This is a genomic window from Arthrobacter sp. M4, assembly GCF_020251205.1.
In the GTDB taxonomy this organism is placed as follows: Bacteria; Actinomycetota; Actinomycetes; order Actinomycetales; family Micrococcaceae; genus Arthrobacter.
Map to the genome: position 1 here is coordinate 1 of NZ_JAIWYX010000027.1, position 25,387 is coordinate 25,387.

Annotated in this window: 25 protein-coding genes; 5 read left to right on the top strand and 20 right to left on the bottom strand. The window is 63.3% G+C overall.

The annotated features are described in order from the left end of the window. On the top strand, positions 1-294 hold a 294-nt coding region (locus LD110_RS22375), incomplete at its 5' end, for a hypothetical protein (RefSeq protein ID WP_225502146.1). A gap of 127 nt (positions 295-421) precedes the next feature. Here the strand turns inward: LD110_RS22375 and LD110_RS22380 are convergent. From LD110_RS22380 to LD110_RS22410, 7 genes are all read right to left on the bottom strand, one after another. Then, positions 422-1,810 (bottom strand): UDP-glucose/GDP-mannose dehydrogenase family protein, encoded by a 1,389-nt coding sequence (locus LD110_RS22380; RefSeq protein WP_225502147.1) that lies wholly within the window; start codon positions 1,808-1,810, stop codon positions 422-424. Next, entirely contained in the window at positions 1,807-2,943 is a 1,137-nt protein-coding gene (locus LD110_RS22385) for a glycosyltransferase family 1 protein (RefSeq protein ID WP_225502148.1), read from the bottom strand. Before LD110_RS22385 ends, LD110_RS22380 begins: the two co-directional genes overlap by 4 nt. Before the next feature lie 165 nt (positions 2,944-3,108). After that, entirely contained in the window at positions 3,109-3,969 is an 861-nt protein-coding gene (locus LD110_RS22390; RefSeq protein ID WP_225502149.1) for an HNH endonuclease, read from the bottom strand. 45 nt (positions 3,970-4,014) lie between these two features. Further along, positions 4,015-4,212 (bottom strand): hypothetical protein, encoded by a 198-nt coding sequence (locus LD110_RS22395; protein ID WP_225502150.1) that lies wholly within the window; start codon positions 4,210-4,212, stop codon positions 4,015-4,017. Positions 4,213-4,519: 307 nt separating this feature from the next. After that, positions 4,520-5,140, bottom strand: coding sequence for an L-threonylcarbamoyladenylate synthase (locus LD110_RS22400; protein WP_225502151.1), 621 nt, complete (start codon positions 5,138-5,140; stop codon positions 4,520-4,522). A 2-nt stretch (positions 5,141-5,142) separates the two neighbouring features. Then, the gene (locus LD110_RS22405) at positions 5,143-5,382 is read right to left on the bottom strand and encodes a hypothetical protein (RefSeq protein WP_225502152.1); all 240 of its coding nucleotides are present in this window, start codon (positions 5,380-5,382) and stop codon (positions 5,143-5,145) included. Between the two features lie 3 nt (positions 5,383-5,385). Further along, entirely contained in the window at positions 5,386-6,831 is a 1,446-nt protein-coding gene (locus LD110_RS22410) for a flotillin family protein (protein WP_225502153.1), read from the bottom strand. 308 nt (positions 6,832-7,139) lie between these two features. Between LD110_RS22410 and LD110_RS22415 the strand changes: the two genes are divergently transcribed. Beyond that, positions 7,140-7,808: a hypothetical protein gene (locus tag LD110_RS22415; RefSeq protein ID WP_225502154.1), complete on the top strand. Its 669-nt coding sequence runs from the start codon at positions 7,140-7,142 to the stop codon at positions 7,806-7,808. A 138-nt stretch (positions 7,809-7,946) separates the two neighbouring features. Here the strand turns inward: LD110_RS22415 and LD110_RS22420 are convergent, their stop codons facing one another. The 10 genes from LD110_RS22420 to LD110_RS22465 all read right to left on the bottom strand — a co-directional run bounded on the left by LD110_RS22420 (position 7,947) and on the right by LD110_RS22465 (position 18,036). Further along, positions 7,947-9,422, bottom strand: a complete 1,476-nt coding sequence (locus LD110_RS22420; RefSeq protein WP_225502155.1) for an aldehyde dehydrogenase family protein — start codon at positions 9,420-9,422, stop codon at positions 7,947-7,949. Positions 9,423-9,446: 24 nt separating this feature from the next. After that, entirely contained in the window at positions 9,447-10,232 is a 786-nt protein-coding gene (locus LD110_RS22425) for an SDR family oxidoreductase (protein ID WP_225502156.1), read from the bottom strand. After that, positions 10,232-11,173: a dihydrodipicolinate synthase family protein gene (locus tag LD110_RS22430; RefSeq protein ID WP_225502157.1), complete on the bottom strand. Its 942-nt coding sequence runs from the start codon at positions 11,171-11,173 to the stop codon at positions 10,232-10,234. The genes LD110_RS22425 and LD110_RS22430 overlap by 1 nt, the downstream gene beginning before the upstream one ends. Positions 11,174-11,205: 32 nt before the next feature. After that, complete coding sequence (locus LD110_RS22435) at positions 11,206-12,003, bottom strand: enoyl-CoA hydratase-related protein (protein ID WP_374200382.1); 798 nt, start codon at positions 12,001-12,003, stop codon at positions 11,206-11,208. 17 nt (positions 12,004-12,020) lie between these two features. Beyond that, positions 12,021-13,382, bottom strand: coding sequence for a CaiB/BaiF CoA-transferase family protein (locus LD110_RS22440; protein ID WP_225502159.1), 1,362 nt, complete (start codon positions 13,380-13,382; stop codon positions 12,021-12,023). Next, positions 13,379-14,743, bottom strand: coding sequence for an FAD-dependent oxidoreductase (locus tag LD110_RS22445; protein ID WP_225502160.1), 1,365 nt, complete (start codon positions 14,741-14,743; stop codon positions 13,379-13,381). Before LD110_RS22445 ends, LD110_RS22440 begins: the two co-directional genes overlap by 4 nt. Before the next feature lie 10 nt (positions 14,744-14,753). Then, the gene (locus tag LD110_RS22450) at positions 14,754-16,052 is read right to left on the bottom strand and encodes an MFS transporter (protein ID WP_225502161.1); all 1,299 of its coding nucleotides are present in this window, start codon (positions 16,050-16,052) and stop codon (positions 14,754-14,756) included. A gap of 169 nt (positions 16,053-16,221) precedes the next feature. Further along, positions 16,222-16,827, bottom strand: coding sequence for a helix-turn-helix domain-containing protein (locus LD110_RS22455; RefSeq protein ID WP_225502162.1), 606 nt, complete (start codon positions 16,825-16,827; stop codon positions 16,222-16,224). A 59-nt stretch (positions 16,828-16,886) separates the two neighbouring features. Continuing rightward, on the bottom strand, positions 16,887-17,501 hold the full coding sequence (locus LD110_RS22460) for a DUF1992 domain-containing protein (RefSeq protein ID WP_225502163.1): 615 nt from the start codon (positions 17,499-17,501) through the stop codon (positions 16,887-16,889). Positions 17,502-17,640: 139 nt separating this feature from the next. Continuing rightward, the gene (locus tag LD110_RS22465) at positions 17,641-18,036 is read right to left on the bottom strand and encodes a DUF4383 domain-containing protein (RefSeq protein WP_263855458.1); all 396 of its coding nucleotides are present in this window, start codon (positions 18,034-18,036) and stop codon (positions 17,641-17,643) included. A 195-nt stretch (positions 18,037-18,231) separates the two neighbouring features. Here LD110_RS22465 and LD110_RS22470 point away from each other — a divergent pair, with 195 nt between their 5' ends. Next, a complete protein-coding gene (locus LD110_RS22470) occupies positions 18,232-19,563 on the top strand; it encodes a DUF6350 family protein (RefSeq protein ID WP_225502165.1) in 1,332 nt (443 codons plus the stop codon). A 52-nt stretch (positions 19,564-19,615) separates the two neighbouring features. Here the strand turns inward: LD110_RS22470 and LD110_RS22475 are convergent, their stop codons facing one another. Beyond that, positions 19,616-20,038, bottom strand: coding sequence for a hypothetical protein (locus LD110_RS22475; protein WP_225502166.1), 423 nt, complete (start codon positions 20,036-20,038; stop codon positions 19,616-19,618). Positions 20,039-20,076: 38 nt separating this feature from the next. On the opposite strand from LD110_RS22475, the gene purN reads away from it, so the two are divergent. Then, the gene (gene purN, locus LD110_RS22480) at positions 20,077-20,676 is read left to right on the top strand and encodes a phosphoribosylglycinamide formyltransferase (RefSeq protein ID WP_225502167.1); all 600 of its coding nucleotides are present in this window, start codon (positions 20,077-20,079) and stop codon (positions 20,674-20,676) included. A 494-nt stretch (positions 20,677-21,170) separates the two neighbouring features. On the opposite strand, the gene LD110_RS22485 is transcribed toward purN, so the two are convergent. Further along, positions 21,171-22,523: an MFS transporter gene (locus LD110_RS22485; RefSeq protein WP_225502168.1), complete on the bottom strand. Its 1,353-nt coding sequence runs from the start codon at positions 22,521-22,523 to the stop codon at positions 21,171-21,173. A 48-nt stretch (positions 22,524-22,571) separates the two neighbouring features. After that, positions 22,572-23,453: an N-acetylmuramic acid 6-phosphate etherase gene (murQ, locus tag LD110_RS22490; protein WP_263855461.1), complete on the bottom strand. Its 882-nt coding sequence runs from the start codon at positions 23,451-23,453 to the stop codon at positions 22,572-22,574. A gap of 206 nt (positions 23,454-23,659) precedes the next feature. Between murQ and purH the strand changes: the two genes are divergently transcribed. Then, the gene (gene purH, locus LD110_RS22495) at positions 23,660-25,330 is read left to right on the top strand and encodes a bifunctional phosphoribosylaminoimidazolecarboxamide formyltransferase/IMP cyclohydrolase (RefSeq protein ID WP_225502170.1); all 1,671 of its coding nucleotides are present in this window, start codon (positions 23,660-23,662) and stop codon (positions 25,328-25,330) included. Positions 25,331-25,387 lie beyond the last annotated feature (57 nt).

Genomic DNA, 25,387 nt, shown 5'->3' on the forward strand with positions numbered 1-25,387 from the left:
CCCATCGCGTTCGCGCAGGGCGACGGGACGTGGCAGATCACCAATGGTGCGGCACCGAACTTCATCCCCAGTTGGGCGCCCACGCCGGGGGTGCGGATCGTGACCGGGGACTTCAATGACAACGGCCTCACCGATATCGCGTTGGTGCGGCAGACGCCTGGCTGGGCGACCATCCCGGTGGCGTTCGCCCGCGGTGACGGTAACTGGGACATCACCAACGGAGCCGCCCCGAACTTCATTCCGTCCTGGGCACCCACCGGCGGTGTGAAGGTCATCAACGGTGACTACCGCTAAACCAGCAAGGGCAAATCAAAAGCCGGCGGCGGGCTTGATGCAGCGGATCAAGTGATGATTCCGCGCGACCCGTCGTCGGCCTGATCTCAGTGTACGCCCGGCAAACTCAGCGTCGTTAGGGTACGCCTCAGCGCCGACAAGTCGCAGAGGCTGACCCCTTGACCGCTGGCAAGGCGCTCTCCACTGAGGGCGACGTAGCACCGGTGCCCAAGCCACGAACCGTCCAGCCTTCTGCTCGCCAGGCCGCGGCGTCCAGGACGTTCCGCGCGTCCAGCACCACCCGGCGTCGTACCTTTTCACCGGCGACGGCGGGGGACAAGGTCCGGTATTCGTTCCACTCGGTCAGCAGCAGGACGAGTTCGGCGCCCTCCAGCGCCCGTGTGGTGGACGTCTCGAAACGCAATTGGGGGTAGCGCATCCACGCGTTGTTGATGGCCTTAGGGTCGGTGACGGTCACGTGCGCACCGGCCGCTGCCAGGCGAAGCGCAACGTCCAGGGCAGGGGAGTCGCGGATGTCATCCGTGTCCGGTTTGAAGGCGGCACCCAGGATGGTGACGGTGCGGCCCGACAGGAAGCCGCGGCACAACTCGCGGGCTACCTGGACGGTCCGGGTGCGCTGGTCGATGTTGATGGAATCCACCAAACCCATCCATTCGTCCACCGAGGACACATCCAGTGTCCGGGCTTGTGCACGGAAGGACCGGATGTCCTTCGGCAGGCAGCCACCGCCGAAACCCAGGCCTGCGTGCAGGTACCGGTTACCGATACGTGGGTCGAGGCCCATCGCCTCGCTCAGCTCCGACACGTCCGCGCCGGCGGCGTCGCACAGTTCGGCCATCGCGTTGATGAAGCTGACTTTCGTGGCGAGGAAGGCGTTCGACGCCGACTTGATGAGTTCCGCCGTCGCGAAATTGACCACCAGCCGGGGGATGCCCGCGGAGATCAGCGGCTGGTAGACGCCGTCGAGCACTTCCGTCACAGCGGACCCGGCGGCGGAGTCCTTTCCGCCCGGCACGCCGTAAACCAGACGATCCGGAACCAGAGAGTCCTTCACAGCGGTGCCCTGCCGGAGGAATTCCGGGTTCCAGCCGACCAGGACGTCGGGCCTGCGCGTGAGAACGCCGCGGAGCATTTCCACGGTCCCCACCGGGACCGTGGACTTGCCGACGACGGTGGCCCCTTCCGCGAGATGGGGCAGGAGGCTGCGCGTCGCGGAGATGAGGTGAGACAGGTCCGCGGAGTCGCCGGTCTTGGACTGGGGCGTTCCGACGCAGAGGAAGTGAACTTCCGCGTCTGCCGCTTCGGCGAAGTCAGTGGTGAAATGCAGCCGTCCGGTTTCCAGGCCGTCACGGAGCAACTCGTCCAGGCCGGGCTCGTGGAAGGGCGGCGTGCCCTGGTTGAGCCGGGAGGTTTTGGCGGTGTCGACGTCGATGCCCACCACGTTGTGGCCCATCGAAGCAAGCGTGGCGGCGTGGACTGCGCCCAAGTAGCCGCAACCAATGACTGAGATGTTCATGCTGAGTTCCTCACCATCGAGTGTTCGTGAATAACTTCCGTGTAGTGCCGTACGAGGTCCGCGCACAGGGCGGGCCAGGTACGGCCCTGAACTGACGCCAGAGCTGCCGACCCGAACGCGCGGCGCTTGGCGTCGTCGCCCGTCAGGTCCTGGACGTAAGCGCGGAGCTCGGCTAAATCCCCGGGTTTATAGAGCCAACCCGTCCGCGAATTCTCTACGAGGTCCAGGGGGCCGCCGCGGCCGGTAGCGACCACCGGAACGCCGGAGGCCATGGCCTCCTGGATGGTCTGGCAGAAGGTCTCGAATTCGCCGGGATGGACAAACAGGTCGAAGGACGCGACGGCGCGGGCCAGGTCTTCGCCTCCAAGGAAACCTGTGAAGGTAGCTCGCGGAAGGGCGGCTTGAAGGGCCGCCCGCTGCGGACCGTCGCCGACGATCACGAGCTTGGTGCCTGGTATGTCCGCGATCGCAGTCAGGTCCTCAACCTGTTTTTCGATGGCGAGCCGGCCGACATAGCCGATGATGCGCTGGTTCTTCGGAGCGATTTCCTTGCGCCATGCCTCAGAACGCTTAGAGGGGTTGAAGCGTGCGGTATCCACACCGCGCCGCCACATGTCCACGCGGAGGATTCCGCGGCCGCGCAACTGATTCAGCGCGAACGTGGACGGAGCCAATGTGCGGGAGGCCAGGACGTGGATGTTGTCCACCCGGTTCCAGGCCCAGTTCTCCAGGAACGGCACACCGTACCGCGCGGCGTAACTGGGGACCTCGGTCTGGTAGATGGCCACCGTGGGAATGCCGAGCTGGTGCGCCGCCTGAACAGCCCGCCAACCCAGGACAAATGGCGACGCAAGGTGCACAACATCCGGTGCGTACTCGGCAAGGATTCTCTTGACCCGGTTCACACCGCCCATTGCCACCCGCACATTCGTGTAGCCCGCCAAAGGCACTGCGGGGAGTCGGTGAACAAATGCCCCGTTCACGACGTCAGGGACCTCAGTGTCCGACGTCGACGGCGCAATCACCATCACCTCGTCGCCCCTTTCCTGCAGATGCTCCAGAACCCGAAGGATGGAGTGCGTGACTCCGTTCATGAGCGGCAGAAATGATTCGGCGACGATTGCGATCCTCACACTTCAACGGTGTTCGTCTCTGCTAACAGGCCGGCGGAATGTGGGTTTCGTGTTGGGGAAGGTTGGGTTAACTCGCGGGATAACTTGCCGAGGCGAGTAACTTCCCGTGAGCGCCCGACGGCGGTGGGCGGCTTTCCGGCGATGATCCGCCTTGTGGTTCGGCTTCTATCCTTCGAGGATCCGCCGGGCGTCTTCCTCCATGGCCAGTTGGGCATCGGAGACAACCGTGCCGCCGATGTGGCCGGCGTGCCGCATCATGTGGCGAAGCTCCGAAAGAGTGTAGGGAACTTGCCGACGGTGGGCCATGTAGTGGCAATTTGGGCAGAGTGGAATCAGGTCCCTAATTGGATCGAGTTCATATCTCGGCCCTAATTGGTTCATGGGGACCACGTGATGGATGTGAATGAATCCTTCGCCGGCTTGTCCGTAGGTTTCTTCGAAAGAGAATCCACAGGCTGCACACGATGTGCCGTAATGCGCCAGGCAGAGCCTTCGAGCGTGGCTGTCGCGTTCATAGCGGTTCATGGTCACTCTCGTGAGCGCGTCTGCTGGGAACGATCCGGGGGAGGGGAGGATGGGATCGTTCTCGTCCACGGGCGCGTACTCAGCCCAGACGGCGCGGACTGACGCTTCGTCGGTGCTTGCAACTCTCTGAACAGAAGTGGATTCGGACCAGTTCGTGTTTGATGCCCGTTCAACTAGCTCCCTCAACGGGATTTGGTCGCCGACGTTAAGAAGGGCGTCGAAGTCTACGTCCACAAAGAGCTTTGGTTCGTTGGTTCCCCTGTCATTGGTTTCGCGGGCCTCGTACGGCACTGAGGTGACGACTCCATGCCCTATCAGGCCGCTGGCACTGCCTCTAAGAATGAGCCAAGCGTCCTGCCCTAGCGATGTGCCGTCGCCTTCGGAGACGACCCAACGACGGCGGAAGACGCCTGTGCGGGCGAGTTCCACCACGGCCTCGGGGTAACTGGGGTTCCACTCACTCCAGCGCGCCGGATCCCAAGCCAGCAGAACAGCGGTCATGTAGCCAGTCTGCCAAAAACTTTTCGGGCATCAATGGGCTTTTTCCTATCTGCCACCAAGCGGCGCGGTGATCCGTAGGAACTTCCAGAGTTCAGGGGATCCCACCGGGAGCGGGGCGACTTGTTCATTGAACTGGAGAACTGACTTTGTGGACCCGGAAGTGTGGCCAATGCGGCTCGCCTGGGCCGCCACGCCACCGTAATTGATGAGCCATCCAGCGGTGAGAGCCAGTGCGAGGCTCACGGCAACTCTGCGCCTGGCGTCTTGGACGGAATCACGTCGGTGATCCAATTGCTGTTGGCGGGGACTTTGCCAAGGCATGGCAACCTGCGATTCTGCTGATCGCGGGCGCCCCCAGCACCGTACCGTCTGGTCTGTTAGCGGTTGAGGATACGTTTATCAAGACCAATGACTAATGTTTCGCCACTTACGTTGGCCTCGGATCTGGGCGATGTCAATACATGCTTTGACGACCTCGTAACACATGTCCAGCGGCTTGTGAATGAGACTGCCCACCCATGAAACCCCTGCAACACGTACGCGAGGAAGGCTATTCAAACCGCGACGGATCTCCCTTGCCGCGCCGCACCACTTCGGCCTCGCCGCTCGAAAAGTCGATGACCGTCGTCGGCTCCGCAGCAGTGTCACCGGACTCGATCACCGCGTCCACGGCGTGATCCAATTCCTCTTTGATTTCCCAACCCTGCGTCAGTGGCTCCTCCTGACCAGGCAACAGCAATGTGCTGGACAGCAACGGCTCACCCAGTTCAGACAGCAGTACTTGGACGAAGCGGTGGTCAGGAATGCGGACGCCTACGGTTTTCTTCTTGGGATGAAGGAGCCGGCGGGGGACTTCCTTTGTGGCGGGGAGGATGAACGTGTAACTGCCGGGAGTTACAGCCTTGATGGCCCGGAAAATGTCATTGTCGACCTGGACGAATTGGCCCAGTTGGGCGAAATCCTTACAGACCAATGTGAAGTGGTGCTTGTCGTCCAGTTGCCGGATTGTCCTAATCCGGTCGAGCGCCTGCCGGTTCCCAATTTGGGCGCCCAGCGCGTAACCGGAGTCAGTCGGATAGGCAACCAGTCCGCCGTCGTGCAGTAAATCCACAATCTGGCGGATCGCACGAGGCTGCGGGTCTTCCGGATGGACATCAAAGAACTTCGCCACGACTATTCCTCCCTCAGCACGTCCGGCAATTCTTCCACGAATACCGTTTGCGGGGGTTCGAAATAGATCACCATGACCTTTTCCCCGACGGCGTATTCGCTCACTTTGTCGTAGGGGTAGGCGTGGAATGCGCTAGTCCCGCCCCGGTACGGCAGCATTACTTCGCCAATAGTCCCCGGACCGATCCGGCCGGTGACGCGGCCGATCCTGCCAGTGAGGCTCGTATCAACGTTCCTATGCATCGGCTACTGCTTCGGCGTGCTAGGCGGCTGCTGCTGCCTCTGCACGGGCGTCTTTCCATTCTTCAGTGCGTTCGACAATGCCGGCAGGTACTGGCCCACCTGCGCCATAATGCCTCCAACCATGTTGTTCAGCCCCTCGCCGCCATTCAGCACCGTCAGGTTGCCAACGTGCGAGAACGGCTCGGCGGCTGCCTGCACAATTGCTGGCATATTTTCCGCTAGCTGCTGGGAGATGACAGCGTCCTGGTTGGTCTCGAGTGCTTCACCGCGTGCCTTGATGCCCTCTGCCTCAGCGAGTGCTTTGGCCTTAATGGCCGACGCCGCCGCATCACCGCGCGCCTTCGTCGCCGCAGCTTCGGCCTCACCGGTCACCCGCGTGGCCCCAGCCATCGCGGCCGCGGCGGAGGCACTCGCCTGGGCCTCGACCTCCACCCGCCGCGCGTTTGCCTGGGCTTCCAGTTCAGTGCGGCGGGCCCGTGCTTCAGCTGCGCTGATGTCGGCAGACTTCTGCGCCTCGGCTTCGGTCCTCTGCGCATAGGCTTTGGCGTCGGCCGGCTTACGGATGGTTGTCTGGAGCTTCTGTTCCTCACGCGCCGCCTCCAGCTTGGCGACTTCAGTTTCCTGTACCACCACCTGCTGTCGTGCGGTCGCGTCGGCGAGCGGGCCAGCCTGGGCAGCATTGGCCCGGGCCTGCTCGGCCTTGGCCTGGGCAGCAGACTGTTTGATCATCGAGCTGCTTTGCGCGTCGGCGATGAGGGCCGCGGCTTCTGCTTCCTTCTCGGAAGCTTCGCGGTTGCGCGTAGCCTCGGCGATTCGGGCCTCCATCTTGACTTGGGCGATGTGGGGCTTGGCTAGGTTTTGGATGTACCCGGTGGGGTCTTGTAGGTCCTTGATCTGTAGCGAATCCACCACCAGGCCGAGCTTTTCCATTTCGACGCCGCTTGCGCCGCGGACCTGTGATGCCAATTTGTCTCGCTCACGGATAATCTCTTCAACGGTCATGCTGCCGATAATGGAGCGCAGGTGGCCTTCGAAGACGTTGTAGACTTGGCTTTGCATTTTTGGCTGTTGGCCGAGGAAGCGCCGCGCGGCATTGGCGATAAACGCTGGCGAGTCGCCAATCTTATAAATGACCACGCCTTCCACGACCACTTGGATACCCTGCGACGTCACGCAGTTAACCTTGAGTTCGGTTTCGTTGAGCGTCAGGGCGAGAGGCCGGACAGTTTGCAAGCCTGGGACAACCAGCGCGCCTTTGCCGGTGACAATCTTGAAGTCCATGCCATCTGTGTTTTCAAGCGTTGCACGCGTGAGGCCCGAAATGATGAGTGCCTCATTCGGCTCGGCAACTTTCCACATCGCTTTGGTGAGCGTCCAAATGACTCCCACTACGACCGCGACGCCGACTATTGCGGCAATGATGGGTAGATAGGCTGCGATGTCGAGCATCACGGGTTCCTTTCACGACGGCGGCGAGTGAAACGGCACCGACGCGGCGGACACGAATAGGACGGCCCGCACGGAACGCGTCGTTGCGGAGCTGCCAAGCTCCACCCCCATGTTGCTGTGGCTCACTGCCAGCTCGTGTAGACAGTCTTATTCCCTCTGGCTCAGGAGTCCAGAGGTTTGTTTGGGGATTGTCCGATCGATGGAAAGCGGCTCCCAACTAGGAGTCGGAGCATGGCTCGGAGGTCTGAGCGCAGCTCGTCTACTGGCTAGAATTCGGTGAAAACGAAAATGACAGGAGACTTGGGTCCTTGACGGATTGCCTGGAAAAGGAAACGGCGTTGCGCATCGATTGGTTCATCCGGCAAACTCTCGGGAATCCCAGGGGATCGCTGGCCAGTCTTGTACCTCCCGTGTACGCGGCCTACGCCCGAATCCTGAATCCGGTGAGGACCCCAGATGGTGGTCGTTTGCGGTGGTCGCAGATTGCTAGCGATCAGCTGGCAGTTAATAGCGCCACCCAGTGGGGCGATGTTGTTGTGGCGTGCGACCCAAACCCGAATCAGTTCTACGAACCCGAGACCGGTTCCGTTGATACCGCAGTTGCTGAGCGGCTGGTTTCCAGGCTATCCAGCGGAGCGAAGCCGTCAGTTGAGTGCCTGTTTATGGTTTGGGAAGGATATAGCGACCTCAGAAGTGAAATTCGAACCTCTCCCACAATCGTGAACGGCCTAGGCAGGGAACTACATGTGTTCCGAGGGCCGCTTGAACTGGCTCTGGAATCTGTCGAAGACCACCCTTCCGGAAGGCTGCCTGTCAACTGGCTACCTCTTGATGGAGCTTGGTGTGTTGCAAATGACATCTATGCTCGCTCGGTCTTCCTCGGCGGTTCAGTAGCCCTGATTGCTGAAGTATTGAGCGATCCGGAGCTGGAGGCGCATTCCATCCGGCCCAACCACATGTTCGTCCCGGAAGACTAAGACTCTAGACCCCGGTGGATCAATCCAGGCTGCGGACATCGAGGTCCCTGAGCCGCTGTTTTGTGGTCGCTCAACAGCGAAATAGCGGCTCAGGGACAAACGCGCGTCGCGGGCTCAGGGACGAATGCGCGTCGCGGCTCAGATGCCCGTATACACCGTTTTGCCCCACGTGTAGAAGTCCACGGCGGTACGGCCCTGCTCGCGGAATGTATTCGTGGACGAATCCTTGACTCCGCCAAACGGCACGTTCAAGTCCAGCCCTGCTGTTGGACGGTTCACCTTGACGATGCCTGCCTGGACCCGCGCTGCGAAGTCCGTGGCGGAAGCAAGGCTGTCGGTGCAAATCCCCGCAGTGAGCCCGTAGCGTGAGTCGTTGATCGCGGCCAGGCCCGCCTCGTAGTCGGGAACCTCCAGGACGGCAACAACCGGCCCGAAAATCTCCTCCACAACGGCCGGATCGTCAAACGGTAAATCAGCTAGCACGGCCGGCGCGAAGAACAGCCCGCCGGACGGGTCGGCGTCGTGCTTTCCGTGAAGCAGCGAGGCGCCGCGCTCGACGGCGGATCGCACCGCGGCCGCGTCCTGCTGGAACTGGGCGGAGCTCACCACGGCGCCGATGCGGCCGCCTTCAAGCCCATCACCCGGAACGTACAAAGCGGCCTCGGCCACGAGCGCCTCCAGGAAAGCGGAGCGAATTCCGGGGGTCACATAAACGCGGGACGTCGCGGTGCATGCCTGGCCTGTCAGCCCAAACGCGCCGGCGGCAACAACCTGTGCAGCCTTCCGGGGGTCGGCGTCATCAAGGACCAGCACGCCGTTCTTACCGCCCATCTCCAGCTGCACACGGGCGTGGCGGGCATTGAGGATTTCCTGCAGTTGGCGCCCAACAAACGTGGAACCTGTAAAGGAAAGCCCCGCAACACGGGCGTCACGCGCGAGCGCCTCGCCCACTACCCGGCCCTTCCCATGCACCACGTTGAACACACCAGCGGGCAGCCCGGCGTCGTGCAGCGCCCGGGCCAGGTGCGTGGCGGACAACGGCGTCAGTTCGGCAGGCTTCAGCACCACGGCGTTCCCGGAGATCAGCGCTGGCGCGGCCTTCCAGGCAGGAATCGCGATGGGAAAGTTCCACGGCGTGATGAGCCCAAACACCCCTAGGGGTTCGCGGCGCGTAGTAACCACAGTATCCGCGAGGCCGCTCGGCAATACTTCGCCCGAAGAAGCCCAACCCAGCGATCCGAAGAAGCGCAACACATCGATGGCGCGCCTGACCTCGCCACGAGCCTCGGCAAGTGTTTTGCCCTCCTCGCGCACCAGATCCTCAGCCACTGCCTCCGCGCGTTCCTCCAGCAGCGTTCCTGCCTTGATGAGAATGGCTCCACGCGCCGGGGCCGGCAGGGAGGCCCAAGCTGGCTGGGCCTCGACGGCAGCGGTCACAGCGGCATCCACCTCAACGGCGCTCCCAGCGGGGGAATAGGCGGCAAGTTCGCCGGGGCGGGCCGGATTCCATCGAGGCGTGTCGGCGTCGCCAAGCCATTGACCGTTGATGAGGTGTTGGGCGGTCGGCGTTTCGCCGATGGCTTCCGCAGTGGTGTCCAAAGCAGTTGAAGTCATGGTGATCCTAACGGGAAGGTGAGCCTAAAGGCTGCGGATGAGGCCGCCGTCGCACCTGAGGGCGACGCCGGTGATGTACGACGCCGGGGCGCTGCAGAGGAAGGCAGCGGCAGCGCCGAATTCCTCCGGACTGCCGTAACGGCGGGCGGGAATGGTCTTGCGGGACTCAAGCTGGATGTCCTCGATGGTGACGCCGCGGCGTTTGGCCGCGGCAGCGTCCAGTTCCGCCACACGATCGGTGGCGATCCGGCCCGGCAGTAGGAGATTCACAGTGACCGAGTCGAGGGCGACCTCGGCAGCGAGCGTCTTCAGGTAGCCGGCCAGCGCCGCCCTGCCTGTGTTGGACACCGCAAGGTTGGGCAGCGGAGCCGTCACGCCCGACGAGCCAATAGCCAACACCCGACCCCAGCGGCGTTCCCGCATGCCGGGCAGTACCCGTGAAACGAGGGCATGGTGCGGCTTCACCAGCAGTTCGAACGCTGCCGCAATGTCGTCGGCGCCAAGTCCGGCAGCTGCTCCGGGCTTGGGGCCGGGTCCGTTGAGGACTGCGATGTCCACCGGGCCAATTTCGTTTTCAGTTCGGTCGACAGCGGTCGAGATGCCTTCCGGCGTGTTTAGGTCCGCTGCAATGGCGACCGCCGAACCGCCCGCCGCGCGAAGCTCAGCAGCGATCGCTTCGGCGCGATCCCGCCGTCGGCCGGTAATGGCCACGGAAACCCCTTCCGCCGCGAGTGCACGGGCGGCGGCGAGTCCCAATCCGCCCGTGGAAGCGGCAATGAGGGCTGTCTTGCCAGAGATACCCAGATCCATCAATGACTCCTAACAGCCAGTGATTCGAGTGCAGTCTCAGCCTCGGCCAAGTGCGTCCGCAGGCTATCCCGCAGCACGGACGGGAAGGATGCGGCCGGTGCCCGGACTGCCGAGTCGGCCAGGAAGCCGCGCTCCCGGAGCAGTTCCTTGCGGACGGCCAAAGCGATGCGTGCCTGCTGCTCGAAGTTGATCAGCGGAAGGAACGGCTGCAAAGCGTTGCGGGCGGCGTCATAACCGCTTTCCCGCCAGGCACAAACGCAGGCCACGAGTGCCTCGGGGAACGAGAAACCCGTCATGGCGCCCGCGGCGCCAGCGGCGAGTTCGTCCAGCAGGCACTGCCCGCCCAAGCCACCAAATACTGAAATGTCGACGGCGGCACTCAGCTCCGTGATCGCCAGTGACGTCGGCGGGGCCTCGGCTTTTACGGCGACCACAAAGTCGCTCCGCTGCACAACGTTGGCCAGCGCAGCTGTACTGATGGAGACACCACTGGCAACGGGGTAGTCCTGCAGGACCATCTTCACCCCGCCGTCCGAATGCTCGCTTTCGTTTGCCGTCGCGCTGTGAATGGCGTGCAGGTGTCCCGTGACGATGTCCGGGTTGGGCGAATTGACCTGCACCATAAAGGCCGCGATCCGATCCCCGGCAACCGCCCGAGCGGCCCGGATCTCCTCCAGCGCCGGCCGCGTCGCCAGTGCGGTGATGCCCACAACAAGAGGCAGGGACGTGGACTCCACCACGGTCTCCAGAACCAAAGCCCGCTCTTCGGGCGCCAAGGAAGCAGCTTCACCGAAGACTCCCAGTACCGTCAGACCGACGGCGCCAATGGCCTCGTAATGCTCAACGAGGGCGGCCAGGCTGTCAGTATCGACGTCCTGCGTGCTCCCGGCGAAGGGCGTAGCTACGACGCCCCACACACCGGGTTCAAGGGTTTCCCGCATGGGTGTTCCTTTCAGGGTCTTGTGGGGGAGGGTCATTCTCCGGGCCAAATGGGAGAACGCTTCTCCTGGAATGCGAGCACACCTTCGGCCGAATCCTTGCTGTCCAGGGCGTCCATCAACGCCGGGAGCCGCAGCCCCCGGGCCTCTGTGGCGCTTAGGTGCGACGTCCGGGTGACCATCTGCTTGACGGCCCTCACCGACGTAGGGGCACACGCCAGGATCTGGTCGAGCCAGCGATCCACCGCAGCACCCAGCTCCTCCGCGGGAACCACCTCGTTGACCAGGCCCATTGCCTGCATCTCGGCGGCATCGGCTTTGCGACCAGTGAGTAGGAGTGACATCGCCTGCGTGTAGGGGATGCGGCGCACCAACTGGTGAATGCCGCCGTCGAGCGCCAAACGCCCAACACGAGGTTCGGTCAGCCCGAACTTGGCGTGCTCGGCAGCCACCACGATATCCGCCCCGAGCGCGATCTCCATTCCTCCGCCCAGCGCATAGCCGTTGACCTTGGCGATCACCGGCACGTCCAGGGTGGTACGGAGGCTCAGCCCACCGAAACCGTTGGGGTCCAATTCGGCCCAGTACTCCAGCCCGGTTTTCTCCACGGCGTTCGCGGACATGTCCGCTCCCACGCAGAACGCCTTGGAACCGGCCCCCGTGACCACAACGGCACGGACCCGGCGGTCTTGTTCCAGCTGCTCCCAGATCTGGTTGAGGCGGGAGTGCGTAGAACCGTCGACGGCGTTGAGCACCTTGGGCCGGTTGATCACAACTGTTGCGACGCCACGGTCGTCGATGGTGAAACTGACCTCGTCAGTGACGGCCTTTATCTGGTCGACGACGCCGCTCACCGCAGGACCCCCAGATCCAGCAGCCGGGCGATGACGTCGTCGTCGAAGCCGTTCTCCTGCAGCACCTCAACGTTGTGCTCTCCCAGCCGGGGCGCAGTGCGGCGGATGGACGCCGGCGTCGCAGACAGCCGGATGGGTGCGTTCAGCATTTTCACCGTGCCGGCAGTAGGATGCTCGGCCTCCACCACCATGTTGTTGACGTGCGTCTGCTCGTCGGCCAACGTCTGTTCCAGGGTGTGCACGGGGGCGTTGAGGAGGCCCTCGTCCTCAAGCCGCTGGGTCCAGTACTCCGTGGTGTTGGTTGCGATGCGCTCGCGGAAGATTGCCTGCAGGGCCGGCTTATTCTCGAACTGCTTCTCCAGCGTGGCGAACTCCGGCCGCTCGGTGAGGTCCTCGTCCAAGCCGAGGGCGCGGCTAATGTGCAGCAACGGATCAGCCGTGAAACCGCCTACCATGCACACTGCACCGTCAGTGGTTTCGAACACGCCACTCAGGGGCATTGCCCCCCAGTTGACCTCGTAGCCGCGGTTGAGCTGCATGCACGCTTCCTGCATCTGCATGTGCAGCATGGAGTCGTACATGGTCACCTCCACCTTTTGCCCGACGCCGGACAAGTCACGGGTGCGGAGGGCCAACAGGATGCCCTGCATAAGGTGCATGCCCGTGGTGTAGTCGCACAGCGTTGTGGGGTAAATCGAGGGCGGATGCTCGTCCGAGTCGCGACGCCACATCACACCGGAGTATGCCTGTGCGATCGCATCCTGCCCGCCCTTGTGCGAGTAAGGACCTTCAGGCCCGAAGCCCGTGCCGGAAGCCCAGATGATGCCTGGGTTGTCCTTCTTGAGCTCCTCGTAGCCGAAGCCCATCCGCTCCATTACTCCCGAGCGGAAGTTGCTGACCACGACGTCCGCGTCACGCAGGAGCCTTCGAAGCACAGCCTTGCCATCCTCGGTCCGCGTGTCTACGCTGATGCCGCGCTTGTTGCGGTTGATGGAAAGGAAGATCGGATTGTCCTGGCCATCCGGATCCGGGAACGAGTTGCGGGAAATGTCCCCGGCGCCCGGCCGCTCCACTTTGATGACGTCGGCGCCGTAGTCGCCCAGCAGCTGCGTGCAGGACGGACCCATAAACACCTGGGTGAAGTCCACCACTTTGATCCCTGCCAGCGGAAGGGGCGTGGCAGTGGCCGCCGCGGCGTGAGAGTCCGCAGGGTCGGGTGCGGTGAGTGAATGCCCGACGACGGCAGGAGCCTTGGGCGCCACAGCCTCGGTGACGGTACTCCCGGCGGCGCGTACCGCCGTCGTACCTTCCGGTTGCGTTACTTCTGCCGTTGCCCGGGTCTCAACGACGGTGCTCATGCCGTCACCAGCTCGCCGGCGTCGATCGTGGCGTTCGCCGAGGGGATATCGCCCGGGTCGGCGTTGTGTCGGCGCATGCCAGCCTGGATGTCCGCGGCGGGAACATCACGCACCAGGACGTTCTCCTGGATGGCTAGGCCCGCAGCCACACCCACGGCCTGACCCATCGCCATGCACGGCGGGATCTCTCGGGACATCTTCTGGGCCTCCGGGGTGGCGGAATAGTGTCGGCCAGCCACGAGGAGCTGGTCCACTTCCTTGGGCAGCAGCGAACGGTACGGGTAGTAGTAGTCGCGGCCGCGGGCAACGGAATCTGCGAAGTGCCGACGGCTGGTGACGTCTTCCTTGGTCATCACGTACTCGCCTTCCAGGAGGCGGGTCTGGCGAACGCCCATCTGCGGGGCGACGTCCAACATGTAGGCGTTGGCGAACCCGGGCAGGTGTTCCTTGACGTGGGCCACGGCCTCGGTGATGCGGTCTCGGGCGGCGAATTCGGCGGCCGTCAGGTCGGCTGGGTCCACACCGTTGAAACCGCTCATGTGCGGGGCGTTGCACCACACCACGCCGTCGATGGGTGTCTTGAGCCACCACAGTTCCCAGGCCCCACCGAGCAGCCGCTTGATCTTGCGGTTGATGGCGCGGGCTTCCTTGGGGTTTTCCTGCTCGAAGCGCTCCGCCTCGGCGGTGTCCACACCGCCCAAACGGAACACCAGCGTGGTGATGTAGCTGTCCTGGATGTAGCTGGCACCGGCACGGGAGGCGACGTCGATGTCCCCGGTGGTGTCGATGACGATGTCCGCCAGGTAGGCCTGCGGACCGGACTTGGTTTCGCAGATCACACCCTTCATGACGCCGTTGTCCACGATCGGGCGGGAGAACCAGGAGTGCAGGCGGAGGGTGACGCCGGCTTCACGGACGAGGTCGTTGGAAACCCGCTTCCAACCGTCGGGGTCGAATGCTGCGGCGTAGCAGATGGGCTTCGGGTTGGTGTGCGAGTGGAAATCGAAGGTGCCAAAGCGGCCCCACTTGTTCCACAGCTCGGTTGACGTCTTGCGGTCCTCGGCGGGCGGGACGACTGCAAGGCCCAGCTTTTGCAGCCGCTCGACGTACTCGGACACGATGCCGGTGACCGTGATTTCCTGGCCGTTGATCATGTCATCCAGCACCAGGACCATGCCGCCGGAGGCCAAGCCGCCCAAGGAGTTATAGCGTTCCAGCAGCGTGACGGAGGCGCCCGAACGGGCTGCGGTGACGGCGGCTGCCACGCCTGCGGGGCCACCACCCACCACCAGCACTTGGGAGCGATTGACGACGGGGGCCTTGAGGTCGGCGCTGGTAACGCGCAGATCCTGTGTGTTCATGGGGACGTCCTTACTTTCCGACGAAGATGCCGTTGACGCGGCGGGCGAGCAGGTAGAAGACAACGCTGAGGATGGACAGCACTGCCACGTAGACCGGGAAGATCCAGTCAGCGTGCATGGACTGGAACCAGACCAGCAGGTAGGAGGCGGTGCCGCCGAAGATGGCGACGCCAATGCCGTAACCGAGCGCAACACCGGCGCCTCGGAAAGACTTGGGCATGAGGGACGTGCTGATCACGTTGTAAAGGGTCATGTTGATCACCAGGACCACGGATCCGCCCAAGAGCACGGCTGCGAATCCTCCGATGCCTGGCTGGACGTACATCAGCATGAGGAACACTGACGGGATTGCCAGGATGCGGGTGATCAGGAACCAACGGGACATGGATTTGCCGTCCGTCAGCTTGCCCACGACCCAGCTGCCTACAACCATCACGACGCCGAGGGCCGTCGTCAAGGCGAAGACCGCCGTCGGGTCCTCTTTGAAGTTGGTGCGTGCGGCACTCGGCAGGCCGACATTCCACGCGTAGTTGTAAGCCTGGGCCGCCCCCACCACGAAGACGATGGCCAGGACGCTGATCCAATGCTTGCCCACGCCGCTCCACACAGAGCCAGTGCTGTTGGCGGCGAGTTCCTCAGGGCGCATGGTTTCCGGCAGTGCACGGCGAAGGTACACCACCACAAAACCGAAGATCGCACCGATGATGAACGGCACACGCCATCCCCACACGCCCATGGCAGCGCCGCCGATGGCCAAGCTGCTGAGGAAACTGACCAGGGAAGCAAGCAGGATGCCGAGGTTCACGTAGAAGGACATCAGCCCGGCTACCATGCCTTCGCGGCCGGCGGGGGCCAACTCTACGGCGTGGGAGGTGGAAAGGGGAGCCTCGATGCCCGTGGAAATTCCTTGGATGATCCGGCACGCCACCAGGATGACGCCGGCCCAGGGACCGATCTGCGAATAGCCCGGAGTGATGGCGATGATGAGCGTGGTGACCGCCATCATCATGATGGACAACAGCATGACGCGGCGGCGGCCGATCTTGTCCGCCACAGTGCCGAGCATGATGCCGCCCAGCGGACGGAAAGCGAACCCGACGGCGAAAACCGCCAAAGTGTTCAGTGTTGCCGAGAGGGGATCACTGTTCGGGAAGAAATTGGGGCCGATGAAGGCCGACAGGAGGCCGAAGACCATCCAGTCGTACCACTCAAGGGCGTTGCCAAGGCCTAGGCCCAGCAGACCCTTGCGGACCGTGGGGGAGAGTTGTCGGGACGGAGAAGATACGGTTTCGACGGCATTGTCGATCATGGTGGTGTCCTTACCTAGAGCGCTCAGGGCGCAAGAGGGTATAACGCGTCCCCATGGGGGATGCGGAACATTGGAGTGTGACCGGGTCACGCCGCCATGCGAGGTAGGGCTACCTGGGGTAGGGCTACCTTTGGTACGGCCACCTGTGCTGGTGTCACCAGCGGCAGTGTTACCAGGCGTGGGGGACGTTGACCCAGATTGCTACGCATGGCTCTTCGTAGCTGTTTTTGTACCAGTGGGGGATCTCTGAGGAGTAGGTGATGGAGTCGCCTTCTTCGAGGCTGTGGCAGACGCCGTCGAGGTAGACGTCTTTACGCCCCGAGACGATGAAACAGAATTCCTCGCCGCTATGGCGGAAGGGGGTGGCGCTGGTGTCATGCCCGGGCGGCGTCAGTATCCACTGGGCTTCTATGGCGCCGTTGAGTCCGGGGGTCAGCAGTTCGTGAACTGCCGCGCCGACGGACTCCCGGGTGACGCCCTTGAGGTTGCGCCGTTCGGACCTGCGAACCACGGGGGACTTGGCACCTTCCTGGCCGATGAAGAATTTCCCCACCGGGATGTCCAGTCCGTGGGCCAGCTGGGCCAGGGTTGTGAAGGAAGGGTTGGCCAGACCGCGTTCGATCTGGCTGACGATCGCCTGGCTGAGGCCGGTGATGTCCGAGAGGTCCGCGAGGGTCATCCCCTTTTCCTTGCGCATGGCGCGGACTTTGTTGCCCACGGTGGCCAGCAGTGCGCCGGTGTCCGCGGGTGCCTGGATGGCGTTCTCGGTGGTCATTGGCTGATCTTTCACTTGGTGACCTGACTCACATAACTATAGTGAAGATTTTTAGCCAGTCAATGATTTTTCTTGAGTATCTTGAATTTCTTCAGCAAAGTTCGCTTTTTGTGTTCCGGTGCGGGCTCCGGGCTCTCGGCCGCGGCAGCCGCCGCTTTGGCTTCACGGCGCTCCTTCCAGCGTTGAACCTCGACGGCGGCATCCCTGGTTTTGGTGATGACCGGGGGCCCGCCCAGGAGCTGCCGCCTCGCCTCGATCACTCGGCGGTTGAAGTCTTCTACTGTGTCCCGAACCTGCTTCTCACTGAAGAGATCGTCCAGCTTGCCATCGAGTTCTGCGTCTTCGGTGCGCAGGAGAATCGCCTGCGGGCCAAGTCCCGTCAAGTGTTCGCGTTCGATGAGCTGCTTGATCCACCAGTCGGGATCGTTGCCCTGCCCGAGCCCGGGAATCGGCTTGCCGGCGTATTTGAGGTTGTCGAACTCGCCACGCGCCATCGCGTCACGGATAAGGTAATCAGCTCGCGCCGCCGGACTCACTTTGCTGCGCCTTTGCCTTAATGCCTCGGCAGCATCAGCCGCCTTTCGTTCCTCCGGGTCTGTTGGGACATGGCCGGCTGCGCGGAGTTCCGCGGCCCTTTCCATCCGGCGCTCGAATTCTTCAGACGCTTTGCCCATGTGGTTGCCACCCCCTTGGCTTGCAAAAAATGAGGGTTGGTGCAGCTGCAGCTGCACCAACCGGCTGTACGAACTATTCAGATTGTGCTACTTTGCGCAACTCATTGGCGGCTCCTGGTCCCGGGTTTTGTTTCCGGGTCTATTTCCTGTCATCGGCCAGATGCCGTGAGAACATCCAGCCGGCAGCGATCATCAGCACACCCAGCACCATGAATGTCCAGTTGTCGAGGGCGTTTAGCGACAGGAAATTGGCCGCCGACCCCACTCCGACACTCAATCCGTAAATGCCGAGCACGATGTACAAGGCGCCGAAGCCCCACAGGAAATTGCGCGCCCCGATGCCCGAGCGGGACATCGTCCAGCCCACTGCGCCAATAACCAGCTGCACAATGTTGAGCAGCATGGATACCTGGAACAGGCTAAGGAACATTGCGTGCGAATCAGGTCCCAGGAACTTCAAATCCCCGTACTGCAAGGTGATGCCTGGAATGAATCCAAGGACACCCACCAACAACATCAGAATACCTACCCCCATGCCGATGTTCTGGACGTCTCTACGACCAAAGTGAACACCACGTGCATGTGGAGCCGCGGTAGTCATCACTGCCCTCCATCCACTCATGTGAACAATCCAATTTTACGTCTGCCTTTTACGAAAAGAGCAGCCATCAGAGCCGGAACCAGCGTGCCCAAAGGCCCCGGGACGGCCGTCGTGGCACGATGGATCACGATGAAACTGCGTGCTGATCAAACTGGAAACCGCGGACTACCGATGCCGTTGTGGCTCCAGGGGGCCCTCGAATCCGCACAAGCCGCGATTATCTCCGCCGTCGTTGTACTTCTCCCCATCATCGTGGTGTGGGCAACAAACGGTTTCCAGAACCGGAATATCGATGCGCTGGCCCGCCTCGGCGGCCAGGCGTGGCTGTTGATCCATGGGGTTCCCCTTCAGCTTTCCGGAGTTGCGCCGGCAGCAGCAAGCCAGACTGGTTCCGGCTTCCTGTCCCTAACCCCGTTGGGATTGACGCTGATCCCCTTCAGCCTGGCTTGGCGCGCAGGGCGGCGGTTGGCCCGGGCGTCCTATACAGACCAGCTTTGGCAGGCCCTGTTGGGATCCTGGGGGGTGTACCTGGCTTTCGCCGGCGCCACTGGTTTCATCTGCCGCACTGCCGACGTCGGCATCAATCTGTGGGCGGCGATGCTCATCCCGCTTATCCCGTTTGGACTGGGAATGGTGGTGGGCGCCCGACGTGAGTCCGGCTCCTGGAGCCGCTTGATCGGCGTCGACGCCGTGGATTGGATCGCAAGGACCAGCCAGCACTCGCGGTGGGCCGGCTCCTACTTCGGCTCGGCCGCAAAGGCTGGATTCGTTGCGCTGATGGCCGCGCTAACGGGCTCCGCCCTCCTGCTCACGGCGGATCTCCTTATTCATTGGACCCAGGTCATAGAGGTGTACGAAGGCCTCGCCGCGGGGGCGGTGGGCGGCGCAGCGTTGACCATCGCCCAGCTGGGCTACATGCCCAACTTGGTGATTTACGCCCTGGCGTGGTCATCCGGCGCGGGTATTTCCCTCGGTGTTGGCTCCCACGCAGGTCCGTTGGACACAGCCGTGGGGCCGCTGCCCGCCATCCCGGTATTCGGCGCCCTTCCCGCGGGTTCGCTCGATTTTGCGCCGGCGGCTTTGGGCCTGGCGGTCCTCGCTGGAATCCTTGCCGGTTGGTGGTTCCTGCGCGAAGGCGAAAACCACTTCGACGAGTGGCTCTCCATCAAGGTCAAGGCCCGCTGGTTCACGGCCACCGTCTCCACGCTGGTGCTGGGATCACTGATCGGCGTGGTGTCCGGTGCCTTGGCGGCTGGACTCGCGTGGCTGACCCGGGGTTCGGCAGGTATTGGCCGCCTGACCGACATCGGGCCTGACCCACTGTGGACGGGCGTGTGGGTGGCAGGCGAGGTGGCCGTCGGCGTCGTCGTAGGCTACGCGGCCGGGCCATGGCTGGAACACCGGCAGAAGCTGCGGGAAGCGGACCTCGACGCCCTAGAGTACGACGGCGACCGCGCCTAAGCAGCGGGTTTCACCTCAGCCGTGGCCCGCTTAGGGCCTCGCGGCTTGGGGACTAGCGGAGCCCCGACGGCAGCGTATCCATAAGCCGCTGCTGGCATTCGGACCGGGCCTGTTCGGTGAGGGCAGGGCGGGCGCAGGATTGATAGTCACGGAACTGGTTGAAGAACGCCGCCGTGACAAGCAGCAGCAAGCACATAACAGCGCACACCACCAGCCCGGAAATAGTCCCGAAAAGCACCAGCCTGGATTGCTTGTACTGCACTGTGCGGACCAGCACCACTACACCCAGAACGATGCTGGCAACGGTGAGGATTGCGCTCAGCCACAGGTATTCGACATTGAGCGTGTAGACGAAGAACGAACCCAGGACGGTTAGCACAAATGTGCGGAAGAGGGTCTGCGTGGCTGCTAATGCCGACTCAGCCGATGGCCTGGAATGGTGCGGAATAGGCTGCGGGCTGCCATCGGGATTCATGTTTCCCAGCCTACGCGAGCCGCCCATAAGCTAGAGCAATGCGCATTGTTGTCCTCGTTTCAGGTACCGGTTCCAACCTCCAGGCAGTCATCGACGCCGTAAAGTCGGGGGAGTTGGATGTGGAGATCGCGGCAGTCGGGGCCGATCGCGAGGGAACTTACGGCATTGAGCGCTCGGATGAAGCTGGCCTGGAGACCTTCGTGGTGAACTTTAATTCCTTCCCGACACGGGCTGAATGGGACGCAGCCCTCACTGCGAAAGTTGCCGCGTACGCTCCGGACGTGGTGGTCTCCTCAGGATTCATGCGGATCGTCAGTCCTCAGTTCATCGACACCTTCGGTGGCCGGTACCTCAACACCCACCCCGCCTTGCTCCCGTCCTTCCCGGGCGCCCACGGAGTCCGCGACGCCATTGCGTACGGCGTCAAAGTCACAGGCTGCACGGTGCACTGGGCCGATGCAGGCGTAGACACCGGCCCCATCATTGCGCAGGAAGCCGTGACCGTGGAGGACAACGACAGCGAGGAAACCCTGCACGAGCGCATCAAGGTGGTGGAGCGCCGGCTGCTGGTAAAGACGCTTTCCGAATTGGCCGCGAGCCACGAGGCCGGAACGCTCAGGGTCCCGCAGGCAGGCTGATCTGAGCCGAGTTTGTGTAAAGTCGAGGCCCCTTTGAGGCACGTTTAGGGGTACGGGCTGTACCCAAACTCCAAGGCGCGATGGATGAGGGCCCAAGTACTCCTGCGGAAAGCAAGTACCCGGACAAGAAAAACAAGTAGTGCCCGAAGCAAAAACGAGTACCGCAAATGCGGAAAAAAGCTGGCGCGCCGGAACCGCAACCTCTAGTCTGTCTGCTGTCTCTGACGCTTTGCCACGACCATTGGGGGTAGTTGCAATGACTCGACGTACCGCAGCCCTGGCGGGCGCGCCCTTCTCTGGTCCTCCCGAGGCTTCCTAGCCTCGGATTCCATATGGCGGCCATCGGAGCCGCCCCCTTGGACGGCTGGGTGGTGACGTGACGCCAGGACGGTCGGACAGGCTGCCAATGCGGTCTGCGCCCTGCGGCGTCACTCCCAGCCTCCGACGGTGCCCCTGGCATTCTGGGAGTTCAGGGGCGCCGTCGAATCCATGAGTTACGCGAGGCTCTTCTGCCGGGTTTCCGGAGCCAGGAATGCCATCCACAGGACTGACGCCAACACCAGCGCTCCTGCCAACGCGAAGGAATTGGCGAGGCCGAACTCAGGCCAGAAATACTGGGCAAACACAAGTGGGCCAAAGCCGGCGCCGATCCGCGAGAACGTGGACGCCCAACCGAAACCGGACCCCCGCAGTTCCGTGGGGTAGAGCTCCGAAACGTAGGCGTACAGCACGGGAATGGCCACCTGAACCACAAAGCCGAACGCCAGGAGCCAGAACACCGCAGCCGATGGGATGCCCACCACGACCGCGACAATCACCAGCGTCAATGCTGAGAGCGGTCCGGTGATCGCAAGGATCCATTTCCGGCCGGCCCATTCAACCAGCAGCGCGGACACAACGACGCCCAGCAAGCCCACGGCAGCCATGGACGCCGTGGTGACAAAGGCCTTGTAATCCTCAAATCCAGCGCCGATCAGGATCCGCGGCATCCACGTCAGGGACAGGTAGTACACAAGGAGGATGCTGAAGAACAGCGACCAGGCCGCCGTCGTGATCTTCCAGTCGTACTGCCACACCCTGCGCAGCTGCTGCCAGGCGCTGCCGGCGGACAGCGAGGGCGCGTCCTGCGGTTCCGGGAGGCTGTAGGGCCGGGGGTCGGCGCCGGTGTCCTTCACCAGCTGGTCGATGATCCTGGCTGCCTCATCCCGCCTGCCCTGATGGATGAGGAAGAGCGGCGACTCGGGAACGCTTCGCCTGACCCAGAAGACCAGAAGGGCCGGCAGCACCATAACCAGCATGGTCAACCGCCAGTCCGCGAAGAGCGCAACCAGCCCGGCCGAAACGAATCCACAAAGGGCGGCACCTATCGGCCACCATCCGTCCATCGCCGTGAGCACGCGGCCACGTTGTCGGCGAGGCGTGAATTCGCCCACCAGCGCATAATCCACAGGGATGCAGCCGCCCAAGCCAAAACCGGCCAGGAAGCGGAAGATGCAGAACCACACGATATCCGGCGCAGATGCACCGAGGACCGTGAATAAGGAGAAGACCAGCAGCGTGGCGGTGAAGGCTTTCTTACGGCCCATGGTGTCCGCAATGGTTCCCCAGGCGAAAGCGCCAAGCGCCATGCCAATGAGGTTGGACGTGCCGACCCACGCTACATCGCCTGCGCTAAGGGACCAATGCTTCGAGAGCAGGGGAATCAGGACGCCGTTGAGCGTTACGTCCCAGGCATCGAACATAAAGCCGAGCCCGCCGATCAGGAAGATCCGCCCTTGGACTTTCCACCGCCACGGCAGTTCCTGAACTACTTGTTCGCCGCTTGGCAGGGTGGTGTAGATGTTCATGGGTGCCTCCTGCTAAGAACTCTAATGCTGCCCTACGACAGCGAATGCCTAGCCGCTGGCGGCGATAGCCTCACGGAGGGAACCCCCGGCTTCCTCGAGGACAGCCTTGGCGTTCGAAGGCTCGACCCCGCCCAGCAGCACCAGGATGGCCTCCTTGACCGAGCCGTTGACGGAATCGAGGGCACGCAATGCCTCATCCTCGCTCACGCCTGTGGCGTGCTGGATGGTGCGTTGTGCGCGGGGGATGAGCTTCGGGTTGCGGGCTTTGAGGTCCACCATGAGGTTTCCGTAGGTCTTGCCCAGCTTCACCATGGTTAGGGTGCTGATCATGTTGAGCACCAACTTTTGCGCCGTGCCCGCCTTCAGGCGGGTGGAGCCTGCCAGGAGTTCAGGGCCGACGACGACGTCGATCGCCACGTCCGCGAGGTGGCTGATGGGGGAGTCGGGGTGGCAGGCCACAGAAACAGTGAGCGCGCCCCGTTTCCGAGCCTCCTCAAGCGCGCCGATCACGTAAGGTGTCCGCCCCGAGGCGGAGATGCCAACGACGGCGTCACTCGCTGTGACGTCGGCATCGTGCAGGTCCCTTGCGCCTGCGGTCGCGTTGTCATCGGCGTACTCCACCGGCTTGCCCAGGGCTTCGGGTCCGCCGGCCACGATGCCAAGCACAAGGGACGGATCCGTGCCGAATGTTGTGGGACACTCGCTCGCGTCGAGGGCGGCCAGGCGTCCGGCAGTTCCGGCGCCCACGTAAATCAGCCTGCCCCCGGACGACAGGCGGGCTGCGGCGCCGTCGACGGCTGCAATAATCGCATCCGTGGCGGCGACTACGGCACCCTGCACCTGGGCGTTATAGGCATGCATCGCCGAAACGAGCTCAGGCGTGGTCATAGTGTCCAGATGTTGCCCGTGGTCCGGGCCTGTCTGTTCCATCACAGTGTTGTCCCTTTTCCGTCGTCGGCCCTCAGCCATCTCAATCCCAGCCGATGCCACGCACTTCCGCAAGGGCTTGACTGGGCGTCGCCAATTTCATCGCGGGCTTCACAGACGCGACGCCGTGCGGCGCGATTTCAGCAACGCGATAAACTTGCGGCATCCCCACCAAACGCGCCATCCAGCGAGATACGACGGAGACTTTTGTGAGCTTGATCCAGCTTGACCGTGTGCCCATCCGCCGAGCATTGATTTCGGTGTACGACAAGACCGGCCTGGAGGAGCTCGCGAAGGGCCTGCACGCTGCCGGCGTAGCAATCGTGTCCACCGGTTCCACGGCAAAGAAGATCGCAGCCGCGGGCATCCCTGTGAAGGAAGTCGAAGAAGTCACCGGCTCACCGGAAATGCTGGACGGCCGGGTGAAGACCCTGCACCCCCGCGTCCACGGCGGCATCCTTGCCGACCGCCGCGTCCAGGCGCACATGGATACCCTCGCGAAAATGGAGATCGAACCGTTCGACCTGGTGGTGGTGAACCTCTACCCGTTCGTCGAGACCGTCCGCTCCGGCGCGGGACAGGACGACGTCGTTGAGCAGATCGACATCGGAGGCCCCGCCATGGTGCGTTCGGCCGCCAAGAACCATGCCGCCGTCGCGATTGTCACCGACCCGGGATTCTACGGTGACGTGGTGCGTGCCGCCGCCGAGGGCGGCTTTGACCTGAAGACCCGACGCCGCCTGGCGGCCAGGGCTTTCGCCCACACCGCCGCCTACGACAACGCCGTGGCTTCGTGGACCGCCAGCCAGTTCCTCGACGAGGACGGCGACGGCTTCATTGACTGGCCCGCCTACGCCGGCCTGGCCCTGGAGCGCTCCGAGGTCCTCCGCTACGGCGAGAACCCGCACCAGCAGGCCGCCCTCTACGTGGACAAGGCCGCACCTGCTGGAATCGCCCAGGCGGACCAGCTGCACGGCAAGGCCATGAGCTACAACAACTTTGTTGACGCCGACGCGGCCCTTCGTGCGGCCTTCGACTTCAGCGACCCCGCTGTGGCCATCATCAAGCACGCCAACCCGTGCGGCGTCGCCGTCGCCTCGCCCGGCGCGGAAGACCCCATTGCCGACGCACATGCCAAGGCCCACGCCTGCGACCCCGTCTCTGCCTACGGTGGCGTTATTGCCGCGAACCGTCCCATCTCAGCGGGCATGGCCAAGACCGTGGCGGGCATCTTCACCGAGGTGATCATCGCGCCTGGCTTCGAGCCCGAGGCGGTGGAGATCCTCTCCAAGAAGAAGAACATCCGCCTGCTGGCGCTGCCTGACGGCTATGGCCGGTACCCGACGGAAATCCGCCAGGTCTCCGGTGGCGTGCTGATCCAATCCTCCGACAAGGTGGACGCCGACGGCGACAACCCGGCAAACTGGACCCTCGCCGCGGGCGAGGCAGCTGATGACGCAACGCTGGCGGACCTGGCCTTCGCCTGGACCGCATGCCGCGCCGCGAAGTCCAATGCGATCCTGCTAGCCGACAACGGTGCCGCCGTCGGCATCGGCATGGGCCAGGTGAACCGCTTGGACTCCTGCAAACTGGCCGTGGAACGCGCCAACACGCTCGGCGTCACGGTGGAGTCCGACGTCGATGCTGCCGGCGGTGCGGCCGGCGCCGACGTTACCGGGTCGCCGGAGCGGGCCCGCGGTGCCGTGGCAGCTTCCGACGCGTTCTTCCCCTTTGCGGATGGTTTGCAGATCCTGATCGATGCCGGTGTCCGCGCCGTCGTCCAGCCCGGGGGTTCCGTTAGGGACGAGGAAGTGATCGCCGCCGCCAACGAGGCCGGAATCACGATGTACTTCACGGGTTCCCGCCACTTCTTCCACTAAAACAGCGCAAGGGCAGCTTCCGAGGGGAAGCGAAAAGCGGCCGTCCCTTCCCGAATC

What these genes read in the sequence shown, in the direction of transcription:
- LD110_RS22380 (WP_225502147.1), bottom strand. Translation starts at nt 1,810, where the DNA reads ATGAACATCTCAGTCATTGGTTGCGGCTACTTGGGCGCAGTCCACGCC.
- LD110_RS22460 (WP_225502163.1), bottom strand. Translation starts at nt 17,501, where the DNA reads ATGGGCAAAGCGTCTGAAGAATTCGAGCGCCGGATGGAAAGGGCCGCG.
- LD110_RS22465 (WP_263855458.1), bottom strand. Translation starts at nt 18,036, where the DNA reads ATGGGGGTAGGTATTCTGATGTTGTTGGTGGGTGTCCTTGGATTCATT.
- LD110_RS22450 (WP_225502161.1), bottom strand. Translation starts at nt 16,052, where the DNA reads ATGATCGACAATGCCGTCGAAACCGTATCTTCTCCGTCCCGACAACTC.
- LD110_RS22475 (WP_225502166.1), bottom strand. Translation starts at nt 20,038, where the DNA reads ATGAATCCCGATGGCAGCCCGCAGCCTATTCCGCACCATTCCAGGCCA.
- murQ (WP_263855461.1), bottom strand. Translation starts at nt 23,453, where the DNA reads ATGGAACAGACAGGCCCGGACCACGGGCAACATCTGGACACTATGACC.
- LD110_RS22410 (WP_225502153.1), bottom strand. Translation starts at nt 6,831, where the DNA reads ATGCTCGACATCGCAGCCTATCTACCCATCATTGCCGCAATAGTCGGC.
- purN (WP_225502167.1), top strand. Translation starts at nt 20,077, where the DNA reads ATGCGCATTGTTGTCCTCGTTTCAGGTACCGGTTCCAACCTCCAGGCA.
- LD110_RS22440 (WP_225502159.1), bottom strand. Translation starts at nt 13,382, where the DNA reads ATGAGCACCGTCGTTGAGACCCGGGCAACGGCAGAAGTAACGCAACCG.
- LD110_RS22390 (WP_225502149.1), bottom strand. Translation starts at nt 3,969, where the DNA reads ATGACCGCTGTTCTGCTGGCTTGGGATCCGGCGCGCTGGAGTGAGTGG.
- LD110_RS22445 (WP_225502160.1), bottom strand. Translation starts at nt 14,743, where the DNA reads ATGAACACACAGGATCTGCGCGTTACCAGCGCCGACCTCAAGGCCCCC.
- LD110_RS22470 (WP_225502165.1), top strand. Translation starts at nt 18,232, where the DNA reads ATGAAACTGCGTGCTGATCAAACTGGAAACCGCGGACTACCGATGCCG.
- LD110_RS22485 (WP_225502168.1), bottom strand. Translation starts at nt 22,523, where the DNA reads ATGAACATCTACACCACCCTGCCAAGCGGCGAACAAGTAGTTCAGGAA.
- LD110_RS22420 (WP_225502155.1), bottom strand. Translation starts at nt 9,422, where the DNA reads ATGACTTCAACTGCTTTGGACACCACTGCGGAAGCCATCGGCGAAACG.
- LD110_RS22425 (WP_225502156.1), bottom strand. Translation starts at nt 10,232, where the DNA reads ATGGATCTGGGTATCTCTGGCAAGACAGCCCTCATTGCCGCTTCCACG.
- LD110_RS22405 (WP_225502152.1), bottom strand. Translation starts at nt 5,382, where the DNA reads ATGCATAGGAACGTTGATACGAGCCTCACTGGCAGGATCGGCCGCGTC.
- LD110_RS22455 (WP_225502162.1), bottom strand. Translation starts at nt 16,827, where the DNA reads ATGACCACCGAGAACGCCATCCAGGCACCCGCGGACACCGGCGCACTG.
- LD110_RS22430 (WP_225502157.1), bottom strand. Translation starts at nt 11,173, where the DNA reads ATGCGGGAAACCCTTGAACCCGGTGTGTGGGGCGTCGTAGCTACGCCC.